This window comes from Pseudosulfitobacter sp. DSM 107133 (genome assembly GCF_022788695.1).
GTDB lineage: Bacteria > Pseudomonadota > Alphaproteobacteria > Rhodobacterales > Rhodobacteraceae > Pseudosulfitobacter.
The window spans coordinates 3,094,453-3,120,304 of the sequence record NZ_CP085154.1 but is presented as its reverse complement, the minus strand read 5'-3'; the positions used below and the strand labels follow the sequence as shown (position 1 = coordinate 3,120,304).

Here is a 25,852-nt window from a genome sequence, read left to right as displayed (position 1 = left end):
CGCTGATTAGCGCAATGCCAGCACAAGGTCGATCAACGCCGTATAGGCATTGGCGGAATCGTGCCGTTTGGATTTGGGCAACATCGGCATGCCGATCAGCGCCCCATAGGCGGCGCGGGCGAAATCAGGGTTCTTGAGGCCCAGCTGCGTCAACAGCGTCGCCATGTAGGTCAGACGCTCGGCATCGACCTGCGCCAGCGCGTCGGCAGCGTCCTTGTGTTCCTGCGCCCACGAGCGGATGGCGGGGGCGGTGGTGTCGTCCAGAACGTGTTTGCCGAAATCCTGAAGGCGGTCAGCCGCGCCGCCATCGGATTCCAGCTGTGCGACCACATCGGCAAAAGCCCGGGTTTTCCAATGATCCAGCAGCGCCGCGTGAAAGGCGGGGACGTCGGTGAAATGCCAGTAGAACGAGCCCTTGGTGGTGCCCATGCGACGGGCCAGCGGTTCAGCCCGCAGCGCGGGTGGACCGTCGCTGCGCAGGGCAAGGATGCCAGCGCTGATCCATTTCTCGCGGTTGAGACGGGTGTGTTTCATACCTTCCGGTGTAGAGCGTCGCAGGCCCCCTCACAAGCGACATATGCTGCAAGTGCAGCATAAGCGCGAGAGCCTGCGACAGATTTGGGCACTGTGCCTGCGAAACGGGCTGCCCGCGCGGGATTAGCCCAGCAAACGGCGGGCGATGACCTGTGCCTGAATTTCGCCGGCACCCTCGAAAATGTTGAGGATTCGCGCATCGCACAGCACGCGGCTGATCTTGTATTCCAGGGCAAAGCCGTTGCCGCCGTGGATTTGCAGGCCGTTGTCGGCCGCCGCCCAGGCCACCCGCGCGCCCAACAGCTTGGCCATGCCGGCCTCGACATCGCAGCGCCGCCCCTGATCCTTTTCGAAGGCACTGAAATAGGTCAGCTGGCGCGCGATCATGATCTCGACCGCCATCATCGCCAGCTTGTTGGCCACACGGGGGAATTCGATCAGCGATTTGCCGAACTGTTTGCGGTCCTGGGCATATTGCATCGCGATATCCAGTGCCGACTGGGCCACACCAATGGCGCGGGCAGCAGTCTGGATGCGGGCCGATTCGAATGTCTCCATCAGCTGCTTGAAGCCTTTGCCTTCTTCGCCGCCCAGCAGGTTCTCGCCTTTGACGTGGAAGCCGTCAAAGGCCAGTTCGTATTCCTTCATGCCGCGATAGCCCAGCACTTCGATCTCGCCGCCGGTCATGCCCTCGGTGGGGAAGGGATTGGCGTCGTCACCGGGCGTTTTCTCGGCCAGGAACATCGACAGGCCCTTGTAGTCGGTCGTGTTCGGGTCGGTCCGCGCCAGCAGCGTCATCACATGTGTGCGGGCCGCATGGGTGATCCATGTCTTGTTGCCGGTGATCTTGTAGTCGTCGCCGTCCTTGACGGCACGCGTGCGCAGGGCACCAAGGTCCGATCCTGTGTTGGGTTCGGTGAAAACCGCCGTCGGCAGCGTCTCGCCCGAGGCGATGGCGGGCAGCCATTTGGCTTTTTGCGCGTCGGTGCCGCCCGCGATGATCAGCTCGGCGGCGATTTCGGAACGGGTGCCCAGTGAACCGACGCCGATATAGCCGCGCGACAGTTCTTCGGAGACGACGCACATCGACGCTTTGGACAGGCCAAGGCCACCGTGTTCTTCGGGAATGGTCAGGCCAAAGACTCCCATGTCGGCCAGCTCGTTAATCACCTCCATCGGGATCAGCTGGTCGTTCAGGTGCCAGTCATGGGCAAAGGGTTCGACCTTTTCCAGCGCATAGCGGCGGAATTGTTCGCGGATCATTTCCAGCTCGTCGTCCAGACCGGTGGCGCCCACCGTAATCTCGGCGTTGCGTTCCTGCATCAAGGCAACCAGACGGATGCGCGCGGCCTGGGTGTTGCCCGTCAGAATCAGTTTTTCCGTGGCAGGGACGGACAGTCCGGCCATATCGGCCGAGGTCAGGCCCAGATCATGCGCGCGCACGACCTCGCCCTGGTTCATCGGGATGCCGCCCTGGATCTGTGCAAGATATTCGCCAACACCGATTTGCAGGATCAGCTTTTCGACTTCACCGAACTGGCCGCTTTCGTTCAGCGCCGTGGCCCATTTGTGCATCTCGTGCAGCGCCTGCGCATAGGTGGCCAACCAGGCCAGCCCGTGTGCAGCGGTCTGGTTCTGCTCGACCAGCGTGGCCGACACACGGCCGTTTTCGCTCAGCAGGTTGCGCAGCTTGTCCTTGGCGGTGTCCAGAATCGCATCAACCGGTGCGATGGCCTCTGCGGTTGCTGTCAAAAGATCGTTCAGTATCACCGGAGTGGCCGAAGTCATGTCTTGTCCATCATGCGCCATGTCTTTCATCCCCTTGTTTGCTTGCGGGATGAGATAGGGCCTTCGCAGGTGCAGCGCAACTTATTTGCGTATATGTGCGTCAATTTGATCGAAAGTTACGCAGTGTTTTTGCAGATGCAGCAAGCTGCGGGGGTGATATAGCTGCGTCATGGATATTTTTCTGTCTGTTCTGACACCCGCCCAACTGTCTCTTGCCCTGGGAATCGCGCTGCTCGCGGGCTTTGTCAAAGGTGTGGTCGGCTTTGCCATGCCGATGATCTTTGTATCGGGGCTGTCGTCCTTTCTGGCGCCTGATCTCGCCTTGGCCATGCTGATCCTGCCAACGCTGGCCACAAACGGTGTGCAGGCGCTGCGACAGGGGCCGCGTGCGGCATGGCAGTCGATTGCCAAGTTCAGGATTTATCTGGCAGTGGGGGCGGTGGTGCTGTTCCTGAGTGCCCAATTGGTCAGTGTGCTGCCCATGCAGGTGATGCTGGTGATCATCGGCGTGCCGGTAACGGCCTTTGCCCTGATGCAGATTGTCGGGTGGACCCTGACGATGAACGCTCAAAGCGCCAGATTCGAAGTGGTGATTGGTGTGGTGGCGGGATTTCTGGGCGGAATCTCGGGGATCTGGGGACCGCCGACCGTGATGTATCTGACAGCACTTGGCACGCAGAAACATGAACAGATGCGCGCGCAGGGCGTGATCTATGGTCTGGGTGCGGTGTCGCTGCTGGGGGCGCATATCGGATCGGGCGTGCTGAACAGCGCAACCTGGCCGCTGAGTGCGGCAATGCTTTTGCCTGCTTTGCTTGGCATGGTCTGCGGCAGGCAGGTCATGGACCGGATTGATCAGGTGATGTTCCGCCGCGCGACGCTGTTCGTTCTGCTGGTGGCAGGGTTGAATTTGCTGCGTCGCGCTTTTGCGGGTTAGGGTCTGGACCCTAGCGATCAGGCCGTCTTGGAAACAGTGCGGCCCGAGACATCTTCGATAAAGGTGACGATGCGGGATTTGATCTGCTCGTCGTCGATCGAAGCCACGGCGCTTACGATATCCAGTCCGGGATCGCGGGCGGTGGGGGCTGCAAGGTCTTGCAAGCCTTCAAAGAAGTAGGAAGTGGGCACCTCAAGGATACGCGACAAGTCGTACAGGCGGCTTGCAGCGATGCGGTTGGAGCCAATTTCGTATTTTTGAATTTGCTGAAATGAAAGTTTCAGGTGACGCGCAACATCTGTTTGCGACATACGCCGCAACGTGCGGGCCTGCTTAAGCTTACGACCAACATGAATATCTACGGGATGAGACATCTGTCATTGTACCTCCGGTTGTAATGGGGTCAGTGATCGTGGAATTAGCCCCCGTAATCAAGTGCCTAGATTTTTACATTTGGGGTATATCTATATTGCATCACTGGATGATTTATGTACCAATGTGGGTATTCGCGAGTGACGGGGGGACCTCAAATCACACGCAGGCCTACGAATTTGACCCAGGACCACAACCCGCTTCTGTTTGAAATGCTGCGGTCTTTTACAACGTTGGCGCGGCATTTAAACCTGTCACGGGCTGTTGAAGAGCTGGGAAGCACCCGACAAACGGTGCGCAGGCATATCACTTTCCTTGAAGAGGCCAAGGGATTCACGCTGTTTCGAATCAGGGACCGCCGCTACGAACTGACCGAACGTGGGGCCAGCGCCCTGCCCGAAGCGCAGACGCTCTTGTCGCGGGGGAATGCGTGGCTGACCTCGGAGGTCGGTTTTGAATACGGCATGTTGCGCATTTCCAAGAGAGAAGACGACTGGCGGTTTTACCTGCAACAGCGGCCATTGTCGGATCTTTGGGAAAAAAGCTCCGACTTTATGCGTGATAGCGTGCGGTGCTGGGCCGAGGCCAGCGGCAACATCGAACATCCTTCGTTCCAGCCCATACGTCCCTATGCGATGGTCTTTCGTCCCAATGAAAGGCAATGGGTCTGCGTGGACGTGGGGCGCGAGTCCTCCTTTGCGACATGGTTTGGCTGGGAATGGCAAAGCAGTTCCATCGGGCGCACGCTGGAAGCGTTGCCGGGGGGGCCGCTGATCGGGGGGATTATGGAAGACACGTTCCACGAGATTGCCGCCAACCATGCCCTGCGGTTCGACCATATCCACACCACGGTTGCACGCAAACCTGATACGCCGCTTATCCCGCTGAGTTATTCGCGGCTGTTGCTGGGCGCACGGTTCCCGGACGGCAGTTTTGCCCTGGTCAATATCATCGAGCGGACCAACGCGTTGGAGATTGATGATCTGCCACCGGCTTTTGTGAATTCCATGGACCCTGAGTGGGAAATGCACGTGAGCCTTTAGGGTCTGGACCCATTAATCTTACGTTGTCAGTTTGACAGATTTTTCCGCTGACGACGTAAGATTAATGGGTCCAGACCCTAGGGACCAGTCCCTGGCGATTGCACCATGGCAAGAGACCGCTGACGGATTCAGTTGTCGGTCATGCAAATGATCACATTCTGGTGTATGTCATTGCGCAGGGCTGTTTCGCCGGGACGTGATAATCGTCTTAACTGTTTCTCGTTATACAGCCCGTTCGTGCGCCAAACTGGGAGAATCCTGATGAGCATACACGACGTTTTCGAAGGGTCGCGTTTGTTGACCGAAACAGTAGAACTGCTGGCACAGCGCCAGCTGTATCTGACTGTTGGTGACGATTTTAACGAGTACAAAGCATTGATTTCCAAATACCGTCCCAAGCAGCCGGTCAGTCTGCCCTTTGATCCGGCACATGCGGATTTAAGTGCAGGCAGGGGGTTCTGGTCTGTCGGACGCAACCCCCAAGGCAAGATTGTGCAAACGCAGGCGGTGCGGTTGATCGACCTGCAAGGTCAGACGCTGGCCGACTACATGCAGCGCAATTTCCGTGCCTATCCGCCTTCGGGCGTGCCGATTGATCTGGACGATTCGTGGTATAAATCAGGGCCGGGCGCGCGCCGTATTTCCGGCCAGGTCTGCTATCACGGTGAAATGTGGATCAACCCGGACGAAGGCAATTACCGTGGTCGCGGTATCGTTGACATTCTGGCGCGTTTTGCCTTTCTGTCCAGCATGTTGCAGTGGCAGCCCGATTATGTTTTTGGCTTCATGCCCCGTTCGATTGCACGGCGCGGTCTGGCCGAGCGCGAGGGGTACATGCATGTCGATCCGTTTTGTCTGAGCTGGAAGATTACGGGCCAGAACAAGCCGGTCGAGGGCAATATGGTCTATATGGGGCATGAGGATATCCAGCACATCATCCATGTGCCGCTGGACCTCGCAGCCTGAGTTATCCTGAGACATGAAAAAGCCCCCGTGCCGGTCTGGCATCGGGGGCTTGGATCTTTCGTGACACGCTGGCGCGGGCCTTAGCCGATGGCAGCAGCGCGCACGTCGTCGTCGATATGCGGCAGGTACTGGGCAAAGTTCGAAGCGAACATTTCCACCAGCTTGGCGGCCTGACGGTCATAGCTTTCGGGGTTGTCCCATGTGCGGCGCGGGTCCAGCAGGATGTCGGCCACGCCGTCCACAGCGACCGGTACTTCAAAGCCGAAGTTGGGATCCTTGCGGAACTTGGCGCTGCCCAGGCTTCCGTCCAGCGCCGCTGTCAGCAACGAGCGGGTGGCGCGGATCGGCATCCGGCTGCCTGTGCCATAGGCACCACCGGTCCAGCCGGTGTTGACCAGCCAGCAGGTTGCGCCATGCTGGGCGATCTTTTCGCGCAGCAGGTTGCCGTAAACCTCAGGGCGGCGCGGCATGAAGGGGGCGCCAAAGCAGGTCGAGAATGTCGGCTCGGGCTCGGTCACGCCGCGTTCTGTACCGGCCACCTTGGACGTAAAGCCCGATAGGAAGTGATACATGGCCTGTGCCGGTGTCAGGCGCGCGATGGGGGGCAGAACACCAAAGGCATCGCATGTCAGCATGATGATGTTCTTGGGGTGGCCGCCCAATGCAGTTTTCGACGCGTTCGAGATATAGTGCAGCGGATAGGCGCAGCGCATGTTCGCGGTCAGGCTGTCGTCGGCAAAATCCAGGTCCTTGGTTTCTTCGTCAAAGACCATGTTCTCGATTACGGTGCCGAATTTCTCGGTCGTGGCGTAGATTTCCGGCTCTGCCTCGGCGCTCAGGTTGATCGTCTTGGCATAGCAGCCGCCTTCGAAGTTGAACGTGCCGCGGTCGGACCAGCCGTGTTCGTCATCGCCGATCAGCGTGCGCGACGGATCTGCCGAAAGGGTCGTCTTGCCGGTGCCGCTGAGGCCGAAGAAGACAGCCGTGTCGACGGGGTTGCCCGTGGCGTGGTTGGCCGAGCAGTGCATCGGCATCACGCCTTTTGCGGGCAGCATGTAGTTCAGCAGGGTAAAGACCGACTTCTTGTTCTCGCCTGCGTATTCCGTGCCGCCGATAAGGATGATCTTGCGGTCAAAATTCAGCGCGATGACGGTGTCTGACTTGCAGTCATGCTTGGCCGGGTCGGCCCGGAACGAGGGGCAGTTGATGATGGTGAAATCGGCGGTGAAATCGTCCAGATCCTCGCGGTCGGGGCGACGCAACAGGTGGCGGATGAACAGGCCATGCCATGCCAGTTCGGTCACCATGCGCACATTGATGGCATAGGCGGGGTCGGCGCCGCCGATCAGGTCCTGCACGAAATAGTCGCGGCCTTTCATGTGGGTAAGCATGTCGGCGTAAAGCGCGTCAAAGCCGGCTTCGGACATTTCAGCGTTGTTTTCCCACCAGATGGTGTCAGCGACGCTGGCCGTTTTAACGACGTGTTTGTCTTTGGGCGAGCGGCCGGTGAACTTGCCGGTTGTCACCAGAAACGAACCGCCCTTACCCAGAGTGCCTTCGCCGCGTGCAAGTGCAGTTTCGACCAGCGCAGGCTCGATCAGGTTGTAATAGACATTGCCCAGCTCCTCGATGCCTTGATCTTCAAGCCGGAAATTCGGGTTGACCCGTCCAGATGTCATGTGTCGTCTCCCTGTCGCCGCCACGGGCGGATGGTACTAAGTTAGGCGCGTCAGCGTCGTGGCCGTCATGGCCTGTGCGCCTCATAACATGACGTTTCCAAACATGAACAGGACGCTTTGGCACAGTTAGCGCCATCAACGCTATCTTTGGCCGATGTGCCCCGTTACATGCTATTTCATCGCTTCCCGCATAGGGGGAAAGTGCGTCAATTTAGCCATTCCTAATCAAATTGTGGCGCAATTGCGGCGTACTGGGCAACTGATTCGCACTTAAGGATTGATTCGACCCAACAAAATCTGGATGTATGAGTAAAAAACAATATTGAGCAGCATAAAGGGTACAGGCAATGTCGAAGATCGCATTGGTGGACGATGACAGGAACATCCTGACGTCGGTTTCAATGACTCTCGAAGCCGAAGGTTTTGAAGTCGAGACGTATAATGACGGACAGGCGGCATTGGACGCCTTCAACAAGGGGCTGCCGGATATGGCGGTTCTGGATATCAAGATGCCCCGCATGGACGGGATGGATCTGTTGCAGCGGTTGCGCCAGAAAACGTCGATGCCGGTGATTTTCCTGACGTCCAAGGACGACGAGATTGACGAAGTTCTGGGTCTGCGCATGGGCGCCGACGATTATGTCAAGAAGCCGTTCAGCCAGCGTTTGCTGGTCGAACGTATCCGCGCACTGTTGCGCCGTCAGGATGCTGTTGCCACGGATGAAGTGGGCGACACCGAAGATACCAAAGTGATGGAGCGCGGTGACTTGCGCATGGATCCGCTGCGCCATTCGGTCAGCTGGAAGGGCAATGATGTGTCCCTGACCGTCACCGAATTCCTGCTGTTGCAGGCGCTGGCCCAACGCCCCGGTTTCGTCAAGTCCCGCGACCAGCTGATGGATGTCGCCTATGACGATCAGGTCTATGTTGATGACCGGACCATCGACAGCCACATCAAGCGGTTGCGCAAGAAAATGCGGACAGCAGACGATTCCTTCTCGGCGATCGAGACACTGTATGGGATCGGCTACCGGTACAACGAAGAGTGATGCGGGCAAATGGCTCTGGTCGAAAGGAACTTCGTGCGAGATATGGCGCCACCTTCATCGCGTGACAATGACGTCGTGCTGGGCGATGACTGGGTCGCGCCCGACCGTTCGGAAACCGGCAAGGAAATCAGGGCAAGCCGCGAACGGCGCGGACTGTTTTCGCTGCGCACTTCGCCACTGGCGCGCAAGATCATTACCTTCAACCTGATTGCGTTGAACGTGCTGGTGGCAGGCATTCTGTATCTGAATTCCTCACGCGACAGTCTGGCCGTTCAGCGCGCCACGTCGATGGTCAGCGAAGCCGAGTTGATTGCAGATGTGATCGAGGCCCAGCTGCCCGCCGGCGCACCCGTCAACCTGGCGACAGGTGACGGGGTTGATGTGGCAGCAACCCTTCAGGGGCTTGATCTGCGCGGTGGCATCGAAGTGCTGGTATTTGATCCGGCAGGTGCCCTGGTGTCCAGTATCGAAGGGGCGGCGGTGCAGCCATCCGATGCCCAGCCCAAGACCGAAGACCGAACCATTCTGACCGACGGGCTAAGCTGGCTGTGGGCCAAAATCTCGGCGCCATTTGCTTCTGATCCTGTTGAGAACCCGCCCACCGTCGAAGAACAACTGCGCATGATGGTGCCCGCCAGCCTGACCGGCGGCACACAGGTCCGCGACAGCCTTGATACCGCCGGTGGCACATTGTTCAGCGTCGTCACGCCGATTCGGCAGGGCAACAATACTGTTGGCGTGGTCGGCATCACATCGGCCGCCGGAGAAATCGACAAGCTGGTGCGCGGCGAGCGCGAGCGCGTGTTGCAGATGTTCGTGATTGCCACCCTTGTGTCTGTCGGCCTCAGCCTTGTGCTGGCGTCGACCATTGCCAACCCGCTGGCCGATCTGGCCGCCGCCGCCGAACTGGGGCGCGACCGCAACCAGCGCAAGGTCAATCCCGGCCGCATTCGTATCCCCGACCTGACCGCGCGCCCGGATGAAATCGGGCGGTTGTCCGGGGCGCTGCGCGGCATGATCGCGGCCCTGTACAACCGTATCGACGGAAACGAACAATTCGCCGCTGACGTCGCGCATGAGATCAAGAACCCTCTGGCTTCCCTGCGCTCGGCTGTGGGCACGCTGCGCCTGATCAAGCGCGAGGACCAGCGCGACAAGCTGCTGGACGTAATTGACCACGATGTGCGCCGCCTGGACCGTTTGGTCAGCGACATTTCCAATGCCTCGCGGCTGGATTCAGAGCTGGTCAAAGAAGAGGAAGAGCCCTTTGATCTGCTCAAGATGCTGGGAAATCTGGGCGAGTATCTGGGCGAGGATGCCAAATCAAAAGGCATTGATTTCATCACGGACCTGCCTGCCCAACCTTTGGAAGTCCAGGGGCTGGAGGCACGGCTGGCGCAGGTGTTCGTCAATCTGATCACCAATGCGATTTCCTTCTGCGAAGATGGCGATGCCATCCGCGTCTGGGCCCGCAAGAAAGAAAACCGCGTGCTGATCGTGGTCGAAGACACCGGTCCGGGCATTCCCGATCAAGCGCTGTCAAAAATCTTCAAACGCTTCTATTCACAGCGCCCCGAAGAGCATTTCGGCAACAATTCGGGCCTTGGGCTGGCGATTTCCAAACAGATCGTCGAAGCGCATGGTGGCGTCATCTGGGCCGAAAACATCCGCCCCACCGACGCTGACATCACCAGCGAACCGTTGGGCGCACGTTTCGTCGTGGGTCTGCCGGTTTGATATGACAACCGATGCGGCCCGGGTCACGCTGCACGCCACGACAGTGGCGGTGCGGGGCCGTGCCGTTGTCATCACCGGCGCATCCGGGGCGGGGAAATCCTCGCTTGCCTTGCAGCTTATGGCCTTGGGCGCTGTACTTGTGTCCGACGACCGAACCATTCTGACACGCGATGGTGCACAGATTGTTGCAGATGCCCCCGACACATTGCGCGGTCTGATCGAAGCACGCGGGGTGGGAATACTGTCGGCCACGGCAGCGGGGCCGACACCCGTGACCCTTGTTATTGACCTTGACCAGAGCGAAACCCGGCGCCTGCCCGAACGCCATCAGTTTGACCTGCTTGATGTCGCTTTGCCCTGCCTTCACAAATACGATACCGCTGCTTGGCCAGCTGCGATTGTGCAGTATCTTATTGGTGGAGCCGCTGACAAATGACCGACACAGAACGCACCCACCGCCGCCTTGTGCTGATCACCGGACCTTCGGGTGCCGGACGGTCCAGTGCTATTCGCGTGCTTGAGGATCTGGGCTTTGAAGTCATCGACAACATGCCGCTGCGCCTGATACGCCCCCTGCTGGACGATCCCTCCAGCACGCGGCCCTTGGCCTTGGGTATCGACCCGCGCACACGCGATTTTTCGGTGAATGCGGTGATGGACGCCATTGGCCAGATTGCGGCCGTTCCGGGGCTGGTGCCAGAACTGCTGTACCTTGATTGCGACACCGACGTGCTGCTGCGCCGGTTCTCGGAGACCCGCCGCAGGCACCCGTTGGCCGATGGTGACCGCCCCGAGGCAGGCATCGCCCGCGAGCTGGACATGCTGGGCCCGCTGCGTGCCCGTGCCGACATCCTGATCGACACCTCGCAGCTGAACGTTCACCAGCTGCGCGCGGCTGTCGAGGAATGGTTCGCGCCGGGGGAACAGGGGCATCTGTCGGTGTCGGTGGAAAGCTTTTCGTACAAACGCGGACTGCCGCGCAGCGTGGATATGGTGTTTGACTGCCGGTTTCTGAAGAATCCCTATTGGGACCCGACGCTGCGCGCAGCCAATGGCACCGAAAAGCTGGTGCAAGACCACATTGCAACAGATTCGCGCTATGCAGAATTTGTCACGAAAACCACCGATCTCGCGCTATGGTTGTTGCCAGCCTTCGCGGCAGAGGGGAAATCGCACCTTTCGATCGCATTTGGGTGTACCGGGGGGCAACATCGGTCGGTTGCCATGGCGGAAACCTGCGCGGCAGCCCTTGCGAAGGCGGGCTGGCAGGTGTCAATTAGGCATCGCGAATTAGACCGCCGGAAAAAGGACGGGGCAGAGTGATCGGAATTGTGATTGTGGCACATGGTGGGCTGGCACGAGAGTATCTCGCTGCTATCGAACATGTTGTCGGATCGCAATCGGGCGTCCGCGCCATTGCGATCGAAGCCAATCACAACCGGGCCGAAAAACAGTCCGAGATCTGCGCCGCCGCCGACGAGGTCGATGACGGCGACGGTGTGGTGGTTGTGACCGATCTTTATGGCGGCTCGCCCTCCAATCTGTCGCTGCTGGCATGTCAGCCACAGGGGCGGCGCATTTTGTACGGCGCAAACTTGCCAATGCTGATCAAATTGGCCAAAAGCCGTCACAAACCCGTTGGCGATGCTGTACGTGCAGCACTGGACGCTGGCAAAAAATATATCGACAGCCAGAACGTCAGCGCAGAAAGCCCGAACCACGTATGACCAAATGCACTTTGAAGATCGTGAACGAGAAAGGGCTGCACGCCCGCGCCTCGGCCAAACTCGTTGAAGTTGTCGAGGCTTTTGACGCCCAGGCAGAAGTGGCCAAGGACGGGATGTCTGCCTCGGGCGACAGTATTATGGGCCTTTTGATGTTGGCAGCCTCCAAAGGAACCTTTATTGACGTTGAAACCTCTGGACCGGACGCCGAAGCGCTGGCAGAAGCGCTGACGGCACTGGTTGCGGACAAGTTTGGCGAAGGCGCCTGAGACATCGGCGGCCTCAGACTTCACGGCATGACAAAGGGTAACACAGACGTGGTTGACAGCTCGCAGGGCGTAAAAGGCGTGACGCAGGCACAGGACGAAACGGTCACATTTACCAAATATGACCGCCGCAGCCTGTCCTATGCCTCGACCTTTGACGATCCCTGGAAAGCCGGCTTTATCCGTCTGATGGAAGCCTTTACCGGCAAGCTGACCATCCTGCGTCTGATCCGCAAATTCGAACGCCGTGGTGCACCGCAGGGACAGGCGTTCTGGCGGGCCTGCCTGGATGTGATGGGCATTGAACTGACCACACCCCAAAGCCAGCTGGATCGAATCCCCAAAGAGGGGCCCGTGATCGTGGTGGCGAACCATCCGCATGGGATGGTTGATGGCATGATCTTTGGCGACCTGATCGGCCGCGTGCGCCCGGACTATCGCATCCTGACCCGCTCGTTGCTGACCGCCATCGACGAGGTTGCGGGCAGCTATATGATCCCTGTGCCCTTTCCGCACGATCCCGATGCGCAGCGCAAGGGCGTCGAGATGCGTGCCAAGGCGATGAAACACCTCAAGGAGGGCGGCGTTGTTGCCCTGTTCCCTTCGGGTCAGGTCGCAGCGTCCGAAACCTATTGGGGCCCTGCGGTCGAGGCGGAATGGAACGTGTTCACCGCCGCCCTGATCCGCCGGTCAGGTGCCACGGTCGTGCCAATGAAGTTCCCCGGCCAGAACAGCCGCGCCTATCAGATTGCCAACAAACTCTCGCCGATGCTGCGTCAGGGGTTGCTGCTGCATGAAATCGTCTATTCCCTGAACAAACCCCAGGGCCCTATCGTTGGTGACCCGATCGCGCCCGAAGACCTCAAGGGCTGGGCAGATGATCCGCGCGGCTTCATGGCGTGGCTGCGGGAACACACCCTGAACCTCAAGGGCTGACCGCTTCTTCATCTTGCCAAAGCGTTTCGGGAAAGACCTGAATCACTTGTTCGCTGCCTTTCGCCTGCGGCTCAAACGCGAAAAGTGATCCCGTCTGTTTCAGTTTTTTCCCGAAAAGCCATAGAAAACTCCGGGGGAGGCGCGAAGCGCCGGGGGCAGCGCCCCCAACCCAGAGCATTTTCAAATAGCGCCTTAGCGCGTCGGAACAGGTGTCTCGCCCCGATAATCATAGAACCCGCGCTGTGTCTTGCGCCCCAGCCACCCGGCTTCAACGTATTTGGTCAACAGCGGGCAGGGGCGGTATTTGGTATCGGCCAGCCCGTCGTGCAGCACGTTCATGATCGCCAGACAGGTGTCCAGACCGATGAAATCCGCCAGCTCCAGCGGCCCCATGGGGTGGTTCGCGCCCAGCTTCATCGAGCTGTCGATGGATTGCACGTTCCCCACACCTTCATACAGCGTATAGACCGCCTCGTTGATCATCGGCATCAGGATGCGGTTGACGATAAAGGCGGGGAAATCCTCGGCGCTGGCGGCGGTCTTGCCCAGTTTGTCCACCACCTGTTTGCAGGCGTCATAGGTTTCGGCGTCGGTGGCAATGCCGCGGATCAGCTCCACCAGTTGCATCACCGGCACCGGGTTCATGAAATGGAACCCCATGAATTTTTCGGGCCTGTCCGTGCGGCTGGCCAGACGGGTGATCGAAATGGACGAGGTGTTCGACGTCAGGATGGTTTCCGGTTTCAGATGCGGCAGAAGGTCTTCGAAAATCGCCTGTTTGACGGTTTCGCGTTCGGTTGCCGCCTCGATGATCAGATCGCTTGGCCCAAGGTCGGTCAATGTCACCGTTGTGGTGATTCGCGCCATGGCTTCGGCCTTGACCTCGGCGGTGATCTTGTCGCGGGCGACCTGCCGTTCCATGTTGCTGTCGATCAGCGCGACGGCTGCTTTCAGCGCATCGTCGCTGATGTCCGTCATCATTACGTCATAGCCTGCCAACGCCATCACATGCGCAATCCCGTTGCCCATTTGCCCCGCGCCTACGATCCCGACCGTCTTGATGTCCATGAAATGCCCCTTGTGTGTTAGCGCACCATATCCGTGCCGCGCCTCTGGCTGCAAGGTGTGAACAACCGCGCGATTTGATCACACCCTGTTAGCAATTTCTAAGGACCTGTCCGGTATACCCTGCGTTGGGTGAAATTGAGAGGTGGGTGTAATGACCTATGATGCTATGGGCCAAGGGGCCCTGAACTATTTTCCGTGCCGGTATGGCACGTCCAAAGTGCTGTTTCGCGGGCCACGCAAGTCGCTGAAAAAGCCGTATATCGCTTTCTTTGGCGGGACAGAAACCTATGGAAAGTTTCTGGCCAGACCGTTCCCCGACCTGCTTGAGGAGAGCCTGGGAATGCCTTGCGTCAATCTGGGCTGCACCAATGCGGGCGTCGAGGTTTTTGCCTCTGACCCGCAACTGAGCGAAATCGGTGCGGGGGCCAAGGTGACAGTGCTGCAAGTGCTGAGCGCGCAAAACATGACGAACCGGTTCTATTCGGTGCATCCGCGCCGGAACGACCGCTTCCTGAAACCTTCGGGGCTGCTTGAAGCGATCTTTCGGGATGTTGATTTTGCCGAGTTCAATTTCAACAAGCATATGCTGATCCATCTGAATACGGTGTCGCCCGAACGGTTCCGCACCGTGCGCGAAGAACTGCAAAGCGCCTGGATCGCACGGATGCGCCATTTGCTGGCCCGCATTCCGGGGAAAACCGTGTTGCTGTGGTTCGGGCAGGCCGATCCCGACAACCGCGAAAACGGGATGAACCACGATCCGTGGTTCGTGACCCGCGAGATGATTGAAACCCTGCGCAACGAGGTTACCGAGATCGTCGAAGTACAGGCTTCTGAACAGGCGATGGAACAGGGCACTGACGGCATGGTTTTTTCGGAAATGGAACGTCAGGCAGCAGAAACCATGCTGGGGCCTGTGGCGCATCAGGAGGCGGCTGCAGCACTGGAACCTGTGCTGCGCAGGCTGGTGGGGCAGGCGGCCTTGACCGCGGTCTGATATGCAAAAGGCCCGCCATGCGCTGGCGGGCCTTTCTATCTGTCCAGAGGGGCGTGGCCCGTCTGTTTACAGTTTTTCGATCAGTTCCGGCACAGCCGTGAACAGGTCAGCCACAAGGCCGTAGTCCGCAACCTGGAAGATCGGGGCTTCTTCGTCCTTGTTGATCGCAACGATCACTTTGGAGTCTTTCATGCCCGCAAGGTGCTGGATCGCACCCGAGATGCCGACCGCGACATAAAGGTCAGGGGCGACCACCTTGCCCGTCTGGCCCACCTGCCAGTCGTTCGGGGCATAGCCGCTGTCCACAGCCGCGCGCGACGCGCCAACGGCGGCGCCCAGTTTGTCGGCCAGTTTTTCGATCAGCTTGAAGTCTTCTTCCGAGCCGACACCACGGCCACCCGACACAACGACACCAGCCGATGTCAGTTCGGGGCGGTCGCTGGCGGCAACCTTGTCTTCGACCCAGGACGACAGGCCGGGATCAGCGGCTGCCGACACGGTTTCGACCGAGGCGGAACCGCCTTCACCGGCCGCATCGAATGTCGATGTACGGAAGGTGATGACCTTTTTTGCGTCTTTCGACTTAACAGTCTGGATCGCGTTGCCTGCGTAAATCGGGCGTTCGAACGTGTCGCCATCAACAACGCCGGAGGCGTCGGAAATAATCATCACGTCCAGCAGCGCCGCGACACGGGGCATCACGTTTTTGGCGTCGGTGGTGGCGGGGGCAACGATGTGTTCGTAATCACCGGCCAGCGACACGATCAGCGCGGCTGTGGATTCCGCCAGACGGTGGCCCAGCGATGCGTCTTCGGCAACCAGCACCTTGGCCACGCCGTCGATTTTCGCAGCCGCTTCGCCCGCAGCAGCTGCCGAGCCGCCCGCGCACAGAACGGTCACATCACCCAACGATTTGGCGGCGGTCACAGCCTTGGCTGTGGCGTCCATCGCCAGTTCGCCATTGTTGACTTCGGCAAGAAGCAGAACAGCCATTACACCACTCCCTTTTCTTTGAGTTTCGCAACCAGTGCGTCCACGTCTGCCACGATTTCGCCAGCCGCGCGGGCTTCGGGCTCTTTGGTGCTGACCACTTCCAGATGCAGCGCCGTATCAACGCCGTAATCGGCTGCGGTTTTCTCATCCAGCGGCTTTTTCTTCGCTTTCATGATGTTGGGCAGCGACGCATAGCGCGGCTCGTTCAGGCGCAGGTCGACGGTGATGACGGTCGGCATGTTGATTTCAATGGTTTGCAAACCGCCGTCCACTTCGCGCGTGACCTTGGCCTTGTCGCCCGAGATTTCGACCTCGGAGGCGAAGGTGCCTTGCGACCAGCCCAGCAGGGCCGACAGCATCTGGCCGGTGGCGTTCATGTCGTTGTCGATCGCCTGTTTGCCGCACAGCACAAGGCCGGGCTGCTCTTCGTCGACAATCGCCTTGAGGATCTTGGCAACGGTCAGCGGTTCGATGTCCTGATGAACGTCATCGGCTGCGATGACCAGGATCGCCCGGTCCGCACCCATCGCCAGCGCCGTGCGCAGGGTTTCCTGCGCCTGCTTGACGCCGATCGACACCGCGATGATTTCTTCGACCTGACCGGCCTCTTTCATACGGATCGCCTGTTCGACGGCAATCTCGTCGAACGGGTTCATCGACATTTTCACGTTTGCAAGATCAACACCCGATCCATCCGCTTTTACACGGACTTTCACGTTATAGTCGATCACGCGTTTGACAGGCACCAATACCTTCATGAGCGTTCCTTCCTTGACAAAATCCGACTCACCAGATGGCAAGCCCACAATTCATTTCGCAGGGTTTACCCAAGCCTGCGCACAGGAAACAGGGTAAAACCGTCACAATATGGGTTGGCGACGCCGCGTTTTGGTGCCGCCAACCCGATGTTAGCGCCTCAGCGGTTGGCACCGGGCACCCACAACACGTCATCCTTGCCACAGTTATTGGCAATCCGCGCGGCCACAAAAAACCAATCGCTCAGCCGGTTCAGGTATTTCACCGCTGCCGGATTGACCTGTTCCTGCGTCGCAAGGTCCACCGCCAGACGTTCGGCGCGGCGCGAGACGGTGCGGCAGACATGCAGGTGCGCAGCCAGCGCGGCCCCGCCGGGCAGCACGAAGCTGCGCAGCGGCTCAAGGGTGGCATTCATGACGTCAATCTCGGCTTCCAGCCGTTTTACCTGCGCGTCGATCATGCGCAGGGGCGGGTATTCCGCCTTGGCGTCGCCTTCCATGTCGGGGCGGCACAGGTCTGCGCCCAGGTCGAACAGGTCGTTCTGAATGCGGGCAAGGGCGGCGTCGGTGTCGCCCGTGGCCTCAAGCCGGGCCACGCCGACAAAGGCGTTCAATTCGTCCGACGTGCCATAGGCGTTGACCCGCGCGGCGTGTTTGGCCACGCGTGTGCCATCGCCCAAGGCGGTTTCGCCCTTGTCGCCCGTGCGCGTGTAAATCTTGTTCAGTACAACCATATCAACCTCCGGATTGGCGCCACAGCACCGCGATTACGATCAAAATGACAGCGATAAACTGCGCAATGATCCGCATCCGCATCAGTTTGTTCGAGTTCTTCGAGGCCCAGCCGCTGCCTTTTGCAAAACCGCCAAGTCCGGTGACCAACACCAGAACCACGGCTGCACAGGCCAGCAGGATCAAGATGAACAGTGGATCCGAGGTCATGCCCTATTCCTTTTCAAGTCTGTTGCGACAGATGTAGCGGCCCGCGCGACGAAAGCGAACCCGCTTGCGCCAATTGGACGCGGCAGACTAGTTCCGCGACAGCAGCCAGTCCAGTGCGCGCGTTGGCAATATGCGTTTCATCACCCCCATGACATGCGTCGGCACAGTCACATAATAGCGCGGGCGGGGGCTGGAGCTTTCGACGGCGTGGATCAGTTTTTTCACCACGGCCTCGGGCGGCAGTGCAAAGGTGTCCGGCCCGCTGTCAGTGGCATAAAGCCGTTTCATCAGGCTGGTTTCGTACTGTGCAGCGCGCGGCGATGACCGCCAGTCGATCCAGCGCTCGAAATGGGCGACCGAATTGGCGCGGATGCGGCTGGTGACGGGGCCGGGTTCGATCGTGCAAATGCGGATATCCGTATCGCGCATTTCGATACGCAATGTGCTGGTCAGCCCTTCGATGGCGTGTTTCGAGGCGTTGTAAGCCCCACGCCATGGCATCGTGATGAAACCCAGCACAGACGAACATTGCACGATCCGCCCGTGCCCCTGGGCGCGCATCACCGGGATCACCGCGCGGGTCAGCGTGTGCCAGCCAAAGAAATTCGCCTCGAACAACGCGCGCAGGGCGTCGGTGGGCAGATCTTCGACAGCGCCGGGCGTGGCGTGGGCGCCGTTGTTGAACAGCGCATCCAGCGTGCCGTCCGTGGCGTTCAGCACTTCGGCCAGTCCGGCGGTGATGCTGGTTTCGTCGGTATAGTCGATTTGCGGGCTGTCGAACCCTTCGGCTTGCAATCGTGCGCAATCCTCAGCGCGGCGGCAGGCCGCAAAAACACGCCAGCCGCGCGCGCGCAGCCCGTGGGCGGCGGCATGGCCGATACCTGACGAACAGCCGGTGATCAGAATGGATTTCATGTACTGCCTGCCCGCGCTGTTGTGCTGGCAGGTGTGTCACGGGGCTGCGGTTTTGGCAATCAGCTGTTGGTCAGCAAAGACGCAGCCATCCAGCCCTCTGGGCCGCCATCCATCGGGCGCAGCTTGACCCAGCCGTTGCCGGGGTCTTGCAGGATTTCGACCAGCGTCCCGCGTGTCAGATTGCTGACCACGTCGTAATAGGTGCCCGGGCCGTCGCGCATGTTTACGCGGCTGCCCGAGACGGCACGCACATCCAGCAGACCGTTGTCTTCGTCCACCAACAGTTCGGCCGTTGTTTGGGCTTCAGGTTCTGCGGCGGGAATCAGGCTGGGGAGGATGATCTCGGGTGTCTCCGGGGTTTCCAGCGAAGCGGTGCTCAGGATTGCGCCGTCGAATTTTGCGGGTGCGGGTGCGGTGGGCAGCGGCTTGGCAGGGGCCACAATATCGCGCGTTGTGGTCAGGTTCAGCGCAACGCGTGTTACCTCGGCAGCGCCGGTGTCTTTGGTGTCGACTTCGGCCAACAGCGTCTTTGGTGTGGTGGCTGTCACCGGCGCACTCTGGTCGGCGTCAATGCGTGACATGCGCAAGGCTTCGGCGTCGAAATCGGCCCCGCCACTCATTTCATAAAAGGCCCAGCCCAAAAAGCCGAAGGTCAATACAATAAATCGAACCATAATAAAAATCCCCAGGTAACACCCGTCATTTGCGGCAGCTTTTGATCGGGTCGACTCAATCTTATCAGACTGCGCCACAGCGCGCAGTGAGAAAGGAAACCAATTCTTCCCCGCGTCTGGCGCGTGTCAGATAGGCAACGCCGCAACCGTTCAAATAGTTCCGTGGCCTGTTTCAGGCGTTTTGCCCTCTTGTCCCGTTTGGGGCACATGGCTACACAGCATCTATGTCAGATATTACCGAGCCCCCCAACATGGACCTGTCCGAACCGCTGCGCCGCGCGCTGGGGGATCGTTATCTGACCTATGCGCTGTCCACGATCATGCACCGCGCGCTGCCTGATGCCCGTGACGGGCTGAAGCCGGTGCATCGGCGAATCCTGTTCGCGATGCGCGAATTGCGCCTGTCGTCCAAGGGTGGCTTCCGCAAGTCGGCCAAGATCTCGGGCGACGTGATGGGGAACTATCACCCGCACGGCGATGCCGCGATTTATGATGCGATGGCGCGTCTGGCGCAGGACTTTAACGTCCGCTACCCGCTGGTTGACGGTCAGGGCAACTTTGGCAACATCGACGGCGACAACCCCGCCGCCAGCCGCTATACCGAGGCGCGCATGACCGCCGTGGCCGAGGCGCTGCTGGACGGGCTGAACGAAAACGCCGTTGATTTCCGCGACAACTACGATGGCACGCTGACCGAGCCGGTCGTGCTGCCCGCACAGTTCCCCAACCTGCTGGCCAACGGGTCGTCGGGCATTGCCGTGGGCATGGCCACCAACATTCCGCCGCACAACATTGCCGAGCTGTGCGATGCCTGTCTGCACCTGATCAAGGTGCCCGATGCGCGCGACGACACGCTGCTGAATTTCGTCAAAGGCCCCGATTTCCCCACCGGCGGGATCATCGTCGAGCCGCCCGAAAGCATTGCCGAGAACTATCGCACCGGCAAAGGCGGCTTTCGCCTGCGCTGTCGTTACGAGGTCGAGGATCTGGGCCGTGGCCAATGGCAGATCGTCGTCACCGAGATTCCCTATCAGGTCCAGAAGTCCAAGCTGATCGAGAAGCTGGCCGAGGTCATCCAGACCAAGAAGGTCCCGATTCTGGGCGATGTGCGCGACGAAAGCGCCGATGACATCCGGCTGGTGCTGGAACCGCGCTCGAAGAACGTCGATCCCGATGTGCTGATGGGGATGCTGTACCGCAACTCCGATCTCGAAGTGCGGTTCTCGATGAACATGAACGTGCTGATCGACGGCGTCACGCCCAAGGTCTGCTCGATGAAGGAAGTGCTGCGTGCCTTCCTTGATTTCCGCCGCGAAGTGCTGGAACGGCGCAGCCGTCACCGCATGGAGAAAATCGACCACCGGCTGGAGGTGTTGGAAGGGTTCATCGTTGCCTTCCTGAACCTCGACCGCGTGATCGACATCATCCGCTATGACGACGAGCCCAAGGCCGCGCTGATGCGCGAGGACTGGGGCCGCGATCATGTGCGGGCGATGGACGAGAAAGACTACCAGACGCCTCCGCCCGCGACCGAGGAGTCGCTGTCCGAGGTGCAGGCCGACGCGATCCTGAACATGCGCCTGCGCAGCTTGCGCCGCCTTGAAGAGCTTGAGCTGCTGCGCGAGCAATCCGCATTGATGGAAGAGCGCGCGGGCCTTGATGACCTGCTGGAAAATCCGCACCTGCAATGGGACGCGATCAGCGCCCAGCTGAAAGAGACCAAGAAACAGTTCGGCAAGGACTGGTCGATTGGCGACACGCCGAATGCAGGCGCACGGCGCACCACATTCGCCGAAGCCGGACAGGTCGAGGACGTGCCGCTGGAGGCGATGATCGACCGCGAGCCGATCACCGTTGTGTGCAGCCAGATGGGCTGGATTCGCGCGATGACCGGCCACATCGACCTGAACCGCGAGCTGAAGTTCAAGGATGGCGATGGTCCGCGCTTTGTCTTCCACGCGGAAACCACAGACCGGTTGCTGGTGTTCGGATCGAACGGGCGGTTCTACACCCTGTCCGCCGCCAACCTGCCCGGCGGGCGCGGCATGGGTGAACCGCTGCGCCTGATGGTCGATCTGCCGAACGAGGCGCAGATTGTCGATCTGTTCATTCACCAACCCGATGCGCGTTTGCTGGTCGCCTCGACCGCCGGTGACGGTTTCGTGGTGCCCGAAAACGATGTGATCGCCCAGACCCGCAGCGGCAAACAGGTGCTGAACGTGCGCGGCGATGTGTCGGCGCTGGTCTGCAAACGGGTGACCGGCGACGCCGTTGCCGTTGTGGGCGAGAATCGCAAGGTTCTGGTGTTCGATCTGGACGAACTGCCGGAAATGGGCCGTGGCAAAGGCGTGCGTTTGCAAAAGTACAAGGATGGCGGGCTGTCCGATGCCACCACCTTTACGCTGGCGGAGGGTCTGTCATGGCTTGACCCTGCCGGACGCACCCGCACCGAAGTGGGACTGGACGAATGGCGCGGCAAACGTGCCGGCACAGGCCGCATGGCGCCACGCGGATTTCCCCGCGACAATCGTTTTAACTAAAGTTATTCTTGCAACCGCAGGTCGTCTCATTCAGACGGCTGGCGAAAAATGCGCTGAAACCATGCGCATGGAATAATTTGGATTGTAACGAGGGTTATTTACAAAATGCGCACTTCTATTGATGGCTATTACCATGGCCAGGCGGGGCCTTTGTTCTCGCTTTATTTCAAAACCGCATTTCTGACGCTGATTACGCTGGGCATCTACCGTTTCTGGGCCAAGACCCGCCTGCGCAAATACATCTGGTCCGCAACGGCGGCGGGCGATGACACTTTTGAATACACCGGCACCGGGCTGGAAAAGCTGCTGGGCTTCCTGTTCGCCATCGTGGTGCTGGCGGTCTATCTGGGCATCGTCCAGATGGCGTTGTTCTACTTTGGTCTCAACCTGTTCACCGAGCCGCGCAATGACATCGAAGCGCTGGCGCAGGTCGGGGCGATCTATATCACCCTGCTGGCGGTTCTGCCGCTGCTGCTGTTCGCCACCTATCGCGCGCGGCGCTACAAAATGGCGCGCACACGCTGGCGCGGCCTGCGCTTTGGTATGGAAAATGGCGCATGGGGCTATGTCTGGCGGGCGCTGGGCCACGGGTTTCTGACGCTCATCACTCTGGGCATCCTGCTGCCGCGCCAGACCTTCTGGCTGGAAAAATACATGACCGACCGCACATGGTACGGCGATGCACGGTTTGAACAGGCTGGCCGGTGGCAGTCGCTCTATCCGGGGCTGAAACATGTGCTGTTTGCCGTGATTCTGATCGTAATGGGCATCGTGCTGGGCACGTTTTTGCGGGTTCCGTCGATGATAATGATCGCGGTGCTCGTCGGCTATATCTGGCTGATCGTGGGTGGCGTCTATTACCGTATCTACGCGTTCAACGTACTGACCCGTGCCAAGATGCTGGACGGGGCGGTGACATTTGATTCGGATGCACGCACGGGCCGCGTAATCGGCATCGTGTTGACCGGTATTCTGGCGATCATCGGCGCGACCATCGTCGGGATTCTGGTCATGGGGCTGGTGCTGATGGCCACCTTCGGGCTCAGCTTTTCCTCAGTGGGCGCGCTGTTCGGCGGCTACGCCGAGCCCGGTGATTTCAACGCCGCCGGCGGCATTCTGGGCAGCATCGTGATCGCCGTGCTCTACGTGGCGCTGATCCTTGCCCTGGGCGGGCTGTCGCTGGTCATGATCACCCAGCGGATCATCGGCCATGTGGTGTCATCCGTGGTGGTGGCCAACGCGCCACATCTGGATCACGTCCAACAGCGTGCCGCTGACCCCGGTGCCGATGCCGAAGGTTTTGCCGACGCGCTGGATATCGGCGGGGCCATCTGAATGGACACACCTGCGCGGTATTTCGACGGCGAAACGGGGCTGCGCCTGGACGTTGCCCTGTCGCTGGACATGTCCGCGCAGGTGCTGACCCTGCGTCATCCCGACCTGCCGGAGGGCGTGCAACACTGGCCGCTTGACGCCCTGCGCGCACTGGCGGATCAGGCCCGCACCGATCAACTGGTGCTCGGCCTGCGGGCAGATCATTCCTGCGACAGCGGGCTGATCGCCACCGCCCGCCTGACGGTGTCCGACACGCAGATGGTCCGTGACCTGACGCGCAGCTGCCCCGATCTGAACCGCCGCGACATCGCACCAGGCACCGCCCGCCGTGTTGTCACCCGCGTGGGAATGGCGGCGGGCGCATTGGCTTTGATGATTTTTGTCATCCTGCCCGCGATGGCAGGGACGATGGCCCTGATCATTCCGATAGAACGCGAAGTGGCATGGGGCAAATCCATGGTCCGCCAGATGGAGCGTATGATGGGCGGCGAAAAGGCCGGCGCGCTGATCTGTTCCAGCCCCGAAGGCGACGCGGCGCTGGCAGAGCTGACACAAAGGCTGACCGCGCCCACCGGTGTCGAATACGAACTGAACGTATCGGTGATGAACCACGAGATGGTCAACGCCTTTGCCGCCCCCGGCGGGCAGATCGTGCTGATGCGCGGCCTGCTCAAGGCCGCCGATACGCCCGAGGCCGTGGGCGCGGTTCTGGCCCATGAAATTGCCCATGTCGAAAACCGCGACAGCACGCGCGGTGCCTTGCGCGCCGCAGGATCGGCGGGGCTTTTGGGGCTGGTGCTGGGCGATTTCGCCGGTGGTACTGTCGCCGTGGCGATGGCCGAATGGATGCTGAATTCCAGCTACACCCGCGAGGCCGAAGCCAAGGCCGATACCTATGCGCTGACCATGCTGGACACCGCCGATGTCACCACCCGGGGCTTTGCCGATTTCTTTGACAGTCTGGCCGAGATAGAAAGCATCATGCCCGACCTGCCGGTCTATATGTCCAGCCACCCGCAAACCAAAGCCCGCGCCGACGCCGCGCGCGCCTTCGCGGCCTCCCAGGGCCCGACAACCCCGTTGTTGACAACACCCCAGTTCAAAGCGCTGCAAGCGATCTGCGACTGACCATCCTTCATCTTGCCAGATAATCTCCGGGGGAGGCCACCGGCCGGGGGCAGAGCCCCCAGATTATACCGGTTCCGCCGTCAGCCAGACCCCGCCTTCGGGCCGCAGGGTCAGGATCATCACCGGCTTGGGATCACGCCCTGCCACCGGCTTGAAACGGAACCGCGACAACAGCGTCGCCAGAATAATCACCGCCTCTTGCAACGCGAACGAAGCGCCGATGCAAATGCGTGGACCGTCGCCAAAGGGCAAATAGGCATAGCGGTCAATCGCCTTGCGGTCGGCAAAACGCGCGGGGCGAAAGGCGTCGGCGTCTTCCCACAGCAGTTTCGAGCGCCCCAGCGCATAGATCGGGATCATCACCGTATCGCCGGGCAAAATCTCGCGTCCGCCCAGCGTGTCCTTTTTCAGCGCCGTGCGCGACACGATGCCCGCAGGCGGATACAGGCGCAGCGCCTCGTCGACGATCTGGCGGATATAGGGCAGGTGCGCCACATCGTCGGCCCCCGCCGCACGGCCCTGCAACACCGATTGCGCTTCGGCGCGGGCGCGGTCCTGCACATCCTGATCGAAGGCCACCAGATACATCGACCACGCCAGCGTCAGCGCCGTGGTCTCGTGCCCCGCCACGATAAAGGTCAGCAGGTTGTCGCGCAGTTCTGCGGTGGACATGGTGCGTCCCGATTTCGGGTCTTCCCCTGCCAGCAGCAGATCCAGCAGGTCGGGCACCGGGCTGGTGCCGCGCGCGGCACGGTCTTCGATGGCCCTGTCCGCGACGGCCTTCATTTCTTTCAGCGCCTTGCCCGACATCAACCGACCGGGGCGCGGCACCCAGTCCGGAAAGCCCAGTATGTCGAACAGCGAAATCTTGCCCGCCTCGGCGATATAGTCGTCGATGGCTCCATGCACGCCGTCACGGTCAAAGGTGTCGCCCCCCGAAAAGGTCACATCGGCAATCACATCGAATGTGGTCGTCACCATCTCGTCCAGAAAGTTGACCGCGCGCGGCCCTGCCGCTGCGATCCTCTCGCAGGCCCGTTCGGCTGCATCCGACATGATCGGTGCCAGCGCCGAAACATTGCGATGTGAAAACACCGGTGCCGCCGTGCGCCGCTGCCAGCGCCAGTGTGCGCCCTCGGCAATGAACAGCGAGTCTCCGATCGCCGGTTTCAGCAGGTTCTTGGTCACCAGCGATTTGGGGTACTGGTCCAGACGGTCCAGCAACATCTCGCGGATGGCAGCGGGGTCCATGACCATATGCCAGCGTTTGCCGGTCTTGCCGGACACCATCGGCTGTGTTGTCGCAATCTCGGGGATGATCGACAGCACGTTGCGCCGCGCTTCTTGCAGGCTTTTCAGCAGGCCCCAGGGTTCGCTGACCAGCGGCACGCGCACGGGCAGCCGGGGGCCGGGCAGGGGGCTTTGGCTGGCTTGTGGCAGAACCGTTTCGGACATCATGCGCTCCTTGTTGCAC

At 60.3% G+C, this 25,852-nt stretch carries 26 protein-coding genes; 14 read left to right on the top strand and 12 right to left on the bottom strand.

Translation table 11 applies throughout. From position 1 onward, the window contains the following. Positions 1-6 precede the first annotated feature (6 nt). Together DSM107133_RS15500 and DSM107133_RS15495 are read right to left on the bottom strand one after the other, a co-directional pair. Complete coding sequence (locus DSM107133_RS15500) at positions 7-534, bottom strand: TetR/AcrR family transcriptional regulator (protein ID WP_114294529.1); 528 nt, start codon at positions 532-534, stop codon at positions 7-9. Positions 535-657: 123 nt separating this feature from the next. After that, positions 658-2,343, bottom strand: a complete 1,686-nt coding sequence (locus DSM107133_RS15495) for an acyl-CoA dehydrogenase family protein (protein WP_114294570.1) — start codon at positions 2,341-2,343, stop codon at positions 658-660. Positions 2,344-2,491: 148 nt separating this feature from the next. Here DSM107133_RS15495 and DSM107133_RS15490 point away from each other — a divergent pair, with 148 nt between their 5' ends. Continuing rightward, positions 2,492-3,259 carry a sulfite exporter TauE/SafE family protein gene (locus DSM107133_RS15490; RefSeq protein WP_114294528.1) on the top strand — a complete coding sequence of 256 codons (768 nt, stop codon included), beginning with the start codon at positions 2,492-2,494 and terminating at the stop codon, positions 3,257-3,259. Between the two features lie 17 nt (positions 3,260-3,276). On the opposite strand, the gene DSM107133_RS15485 is transcribed toward DSM107133_RS15490, so the two are convergent. Then, positions 3,277-3,633 (bottom strand): helix-turn-helix transcriptional regulator, encoded by a 357-nt coding sequence (locus DSM107133_RS15485; RefSeq protein WP_114294527.1) that lies wholly within the window; start codon positions 3,631-3,633, stop codon positions 3,277-3,279. Positions 3,634-3,747: 114 nt separating this feature from the next. Here DSM107133_RS15485 and DSM107133_RS15480 point away from each other — a divergent pair, with 114 nt between their 5' ends. Next, the gene (locus DSM107133_RS15480; protein WP_114294526.1) at positions 3,748-4,674 is read left to right on the top strand and encodes a LysR family transcriptional regulator; all 927 of its coding nucleotides are present in this window, start codon (positions 3,748-3,750) and stop codon (positions 4,672-4,674) included. A 261-nt stretch (positions 4,675-4,935) separates the two neighbouring features. Continuing rightward, on the top strand, positions 4,936-5,640 hold the full coding sequence (locus DSM107133_RS15475; RefSeq protein WP_114294525.1) for a hypothetical protein: 705 nt from the start codon (positions 4,936-4,938) through the stop codon (positions 5,638-5,640). Between the two features lie 80 nt (positions 5,641-5,720). Here the strand turns inward: DSM107133_RS15475 and DSM107133_RS15470 are convergent, their stop codons facing one another. Next, on the bottom strand, positions 5,721-7,319 hold the full coding sequence (locus tag DSM107133_RS15470) for a phosphoenolpyruvate carboxykinase (RefSeq protein ID WP_114294524.1): 1,599 nt from the start codon (positions 7,317-7,319) through the stop codon (positions 5,721-5,723). Positions 7,320-7,666: 347 nt separating this feature from the next. On the opposite strand from DSM107133_RS15470, the gene DSM107133_RS15465 reads away from it, so the two are divergent. The 7 genes from DSM107133_RS15465 to DSM107133_RS15435 are packed head-to-tail and all read left to right on the top strand — an operon-like array spanning position 7,667 to position 13,031. After that, complete coding sequence (locus DSM107133_RS15465) at positions 7,667-8,368, top strand: response regulator transcription factor (RefSeq protein WP_028957212.1); 702 nt, start codon at positions 7,667-7,669, stop codon at positions 8,366-8,368. Positions 8,369-8,410: 42 nt separating this feature from the next. Continuing rightward, the gene (locus DSM107133_RS15460; RefSeq protein ID WP_240310606.1) at positions 8,411-10,105 is read left to right on the top strand and encodes a sensor histidine kinase; all 1,695 of its coding nucleotides are present in this window, start codon (positions 8,411-8,413) and stop codon (positions 10,103-10,105) included. Position 10,106: 1 nt separating this feature from the next. After that, on the top strand, positions 10,107-10,541 hold the full coding sequence (locus DSM107133_RS15455) for a serine kinase (protein WP_114294522.1): 435 nt from the start codon (positions 10,107-10,109) through the stop codon (positions 10,539-10,541). Continuing rightward, positions 10,538-11,428, top strand: a complete 891-nt coding sequence (gene rapZ / locus DSM107133_RS15450; protein ID WP_114294521.1) for an RNase adapter RapZ — start codon at positions 10,538-10,540, stop codon at positions 11,426-11,428. Before DSM107133_RS15455 ends, rapZ begins: the two co-directional genes overlap by 4 nt. Beyond that, entirely contained in the window at positions 11,425-11,832 is a 408-nt protein-coding gene (locus tag DSM107133_RS15445; RefSeq protein ID WP_114294520.1) for a PTS fructose transporter subunit IIA, read from the top strand. Before rapZ ends, DSM107133_RS15445 begins: the two co-directional genes overlap by 4 nt. Then, complete coding sequence (locus tag DSM107133_RS15440) at positions 11,829-12,098, top strand: HPr family phosphocarrier protein (RefSeq protein ID WP_089421220.1); 270 nt, start codon at positions 11,829-11,831, stop codon at positions 12,096-12,098. Before DSM107133_RS15445 ends, DSM107133_RS15440 begins: the two co-directional genes overlap by 4 nt. 48 nt (positions 12,099-12,146) lie before the next feature. Continuing rightward, positions 12,147-13,031, top strand: coding sequence for a lysophospholipid acyltransferase family protein (locus tag DSM107133_RS15435; protein ID WP_114294569.1), 885 nt, complete (start codon positions 12,147-12,149; stop codon positions 13,029-13,031). 192 nt (positions 13,032-13,223) lie between these two features. On the opposite strand, the gene DSM107133_RS15430 is transcribed toward DSM107133_RS15435, so the two are convergent. Continuing rightward, positions 13,224-14,099 (bottom strand): 3-hydroxybutyryl-CoA dehydrogenase, encoded by an 876-nt coding sequence (locus DSM107133_RS15430; protein ID WP_114294518.1) that lies wholly within the window; start codon positions 14,097-14,099, stop codon positions 13,224-13,226. Between the two features lie 151 nt (positions 14,100-14,250). On the opposite strand from DSM107133_RS15430, the gene DSM107133_RS15425 reads away from it, so the two are divergent. Further along, positions 14,251-15,096 carry a DUF6473 family protein gene (locus DSM107133_RS15425; protein ID WP_114294517.1) on the top strand — a complete coding sequence of 282 codons (846 nt, stop codon included), beginning with the start codon at positions 14,251-14,253 and terminating at the stop codon, positions 15,094-15,096. A 66-nt stretch (positions 15,097-15,162) separates the two neighbouring features. Here the strand turns inward: DSM107133_RS15425 and DSM107133_RS15420 are convergent, their stop codons facing one another. The 6 genes from DSM107133_RS15420 to DSM107133_RS15395 all read right to left on the bottom strand — a co-directional run bounded on the left by DSM107133_RS15420 (position 15,163) and on the right by DSM107133_RS15395 (position 19,375). Further along, positions 15,163-16,089 carry an FAD-binding protein gene (locus DSM107133_RS15420; RefSeq protein WP_243253568.1) on the bottom strand — a complete coding sequence of 309 codons (927 nt, stop codon included), beginning with the start codon at positions 16,087-16,089 and terminating at the stop codon, positions 15,163-15,165. After that, positions 16,089-16,847 (bottom strand): electron transfer flavoprotein subunit beta/FixA family protein, encoded by a 759-nt coding sequence (locus DSM107133_RS15415; RefSeq protein ID WP_114294495.1) that lies wholly within the window; start codon positions 16,845-16,847, stop codon positions 16,089-16,091. The genes DSM107133_RS15420 and DSM107133_RS15415 overlap by 1 nt, the downstream gene beginning before the upstream one ends. Before the next feature lie 158 nt (positions 16,848-17,005). After that, a complete protein-coding gene (locus tag DSM107133_RS15410) occupies positions 17,006-17,578 on the bottom strand; it encodes a cob(I)yrinic acid a,c-diamide adenosyltransferase (RefSeq protein WP_114294198.1) in 573 nt (190 codons plus the stop codon). A gap of 1 nt (position 17,579) precedes the next feature. Continuing rightward, positions 17,580-17,786 (bottom strand): twin transmembrane helix small protein, encoded by a 207-nt coding sequence (locus tag DSM107133_RS15405; protein WP_114294199.1) that lies wholly within the window; start codon positions 17,784-17,786, stop codon positions 17,580-17,582. 87 nt (positions 17,787-17,873) lie between these two features. Then, positions 17,874-18,701: an SDR family NAD(P)-dependent oxidoreductase gene (locus DSM107133_RS15400; protein ID WP_114294200.1), complete on the bottom strand. Its 828-nt coding sequence runs from the start codon at positions 18,699-18,701 to the stop codon at positions 17,874-17,876. 59 nt (positions 18,702-18,760) lie between these two features. Continuing rightward, positions 18,761-19,375, bottom strand: a complete 615-nt coding sequence (locus tag DSM107133_RS15395) for an SH3 domain-containing protein (RefSeq protein WP_114294201.1) — start codon at positions 19,373-19,375, stop codon at positions 18,761-18,763. Positions 19,376-19,599: 224 nt separating this feature from the next. Here DSM107133_RS15395 and parC point away from each other — a divergent pair, with 224 nt between their 5' ends. The 3 genes from parC (at position 19,600) to DSM107133_RS15380 (ending at position 24,378) form a co-directional block, all read left to right on the top strand. Further along, positions 19,600-21,915 (top strand): DNA topoisomerase IV subunit A, encoded by a 2,316-nt coding sequence (parC, locus tag DSM107133_RS15390; RefSeq protein ID WP_114294202.1) that lies wholly within the window; start codon positions 19,600-19,602, stop codon positions 21,913-21,915. 105 nt (positions 21,916-22,020) lie between these two features. Beyond that, positions 22,021-23,250: a DUF898 family protein gene (locus DSM107133_RS15385; RefSeq protein WP_114294203.1), complete on the top strand. Its 1,230-nt coding sequence runs from the start codon at positions 22,021-22,023 to the stop codon at positions 23,248-23,250. After that, on the top strand, positions 23,251-24,378 hold the full coding sequence (locus tag DSM107133_RS15380; protein WP_114294204.1) for a M48 family metallopeptidase: 1,128 nt from the start codon (positions 23,251-23,253) through the stop codon (positions 24,376-24,378). It abuts the gene before it with no gap. Positions 24,379-24,441: 63 nt separating this feature from the next. Here DSM107133_RS15380 and DSM107133_RS15375 read toward each other — a convergent pair whose 3' ends face one another. After that, a complete protein-coding gene (locus DSM107133_RS15375) occupies positions 24,442-25,833 on the bottom strand; it encodes a cytochrome P450 (protein WP_114294207.1) in 1,392 nt (463 codons plus the stop codon). Positions 25,834-25,852: the final 19 nt, after the last annotated feature.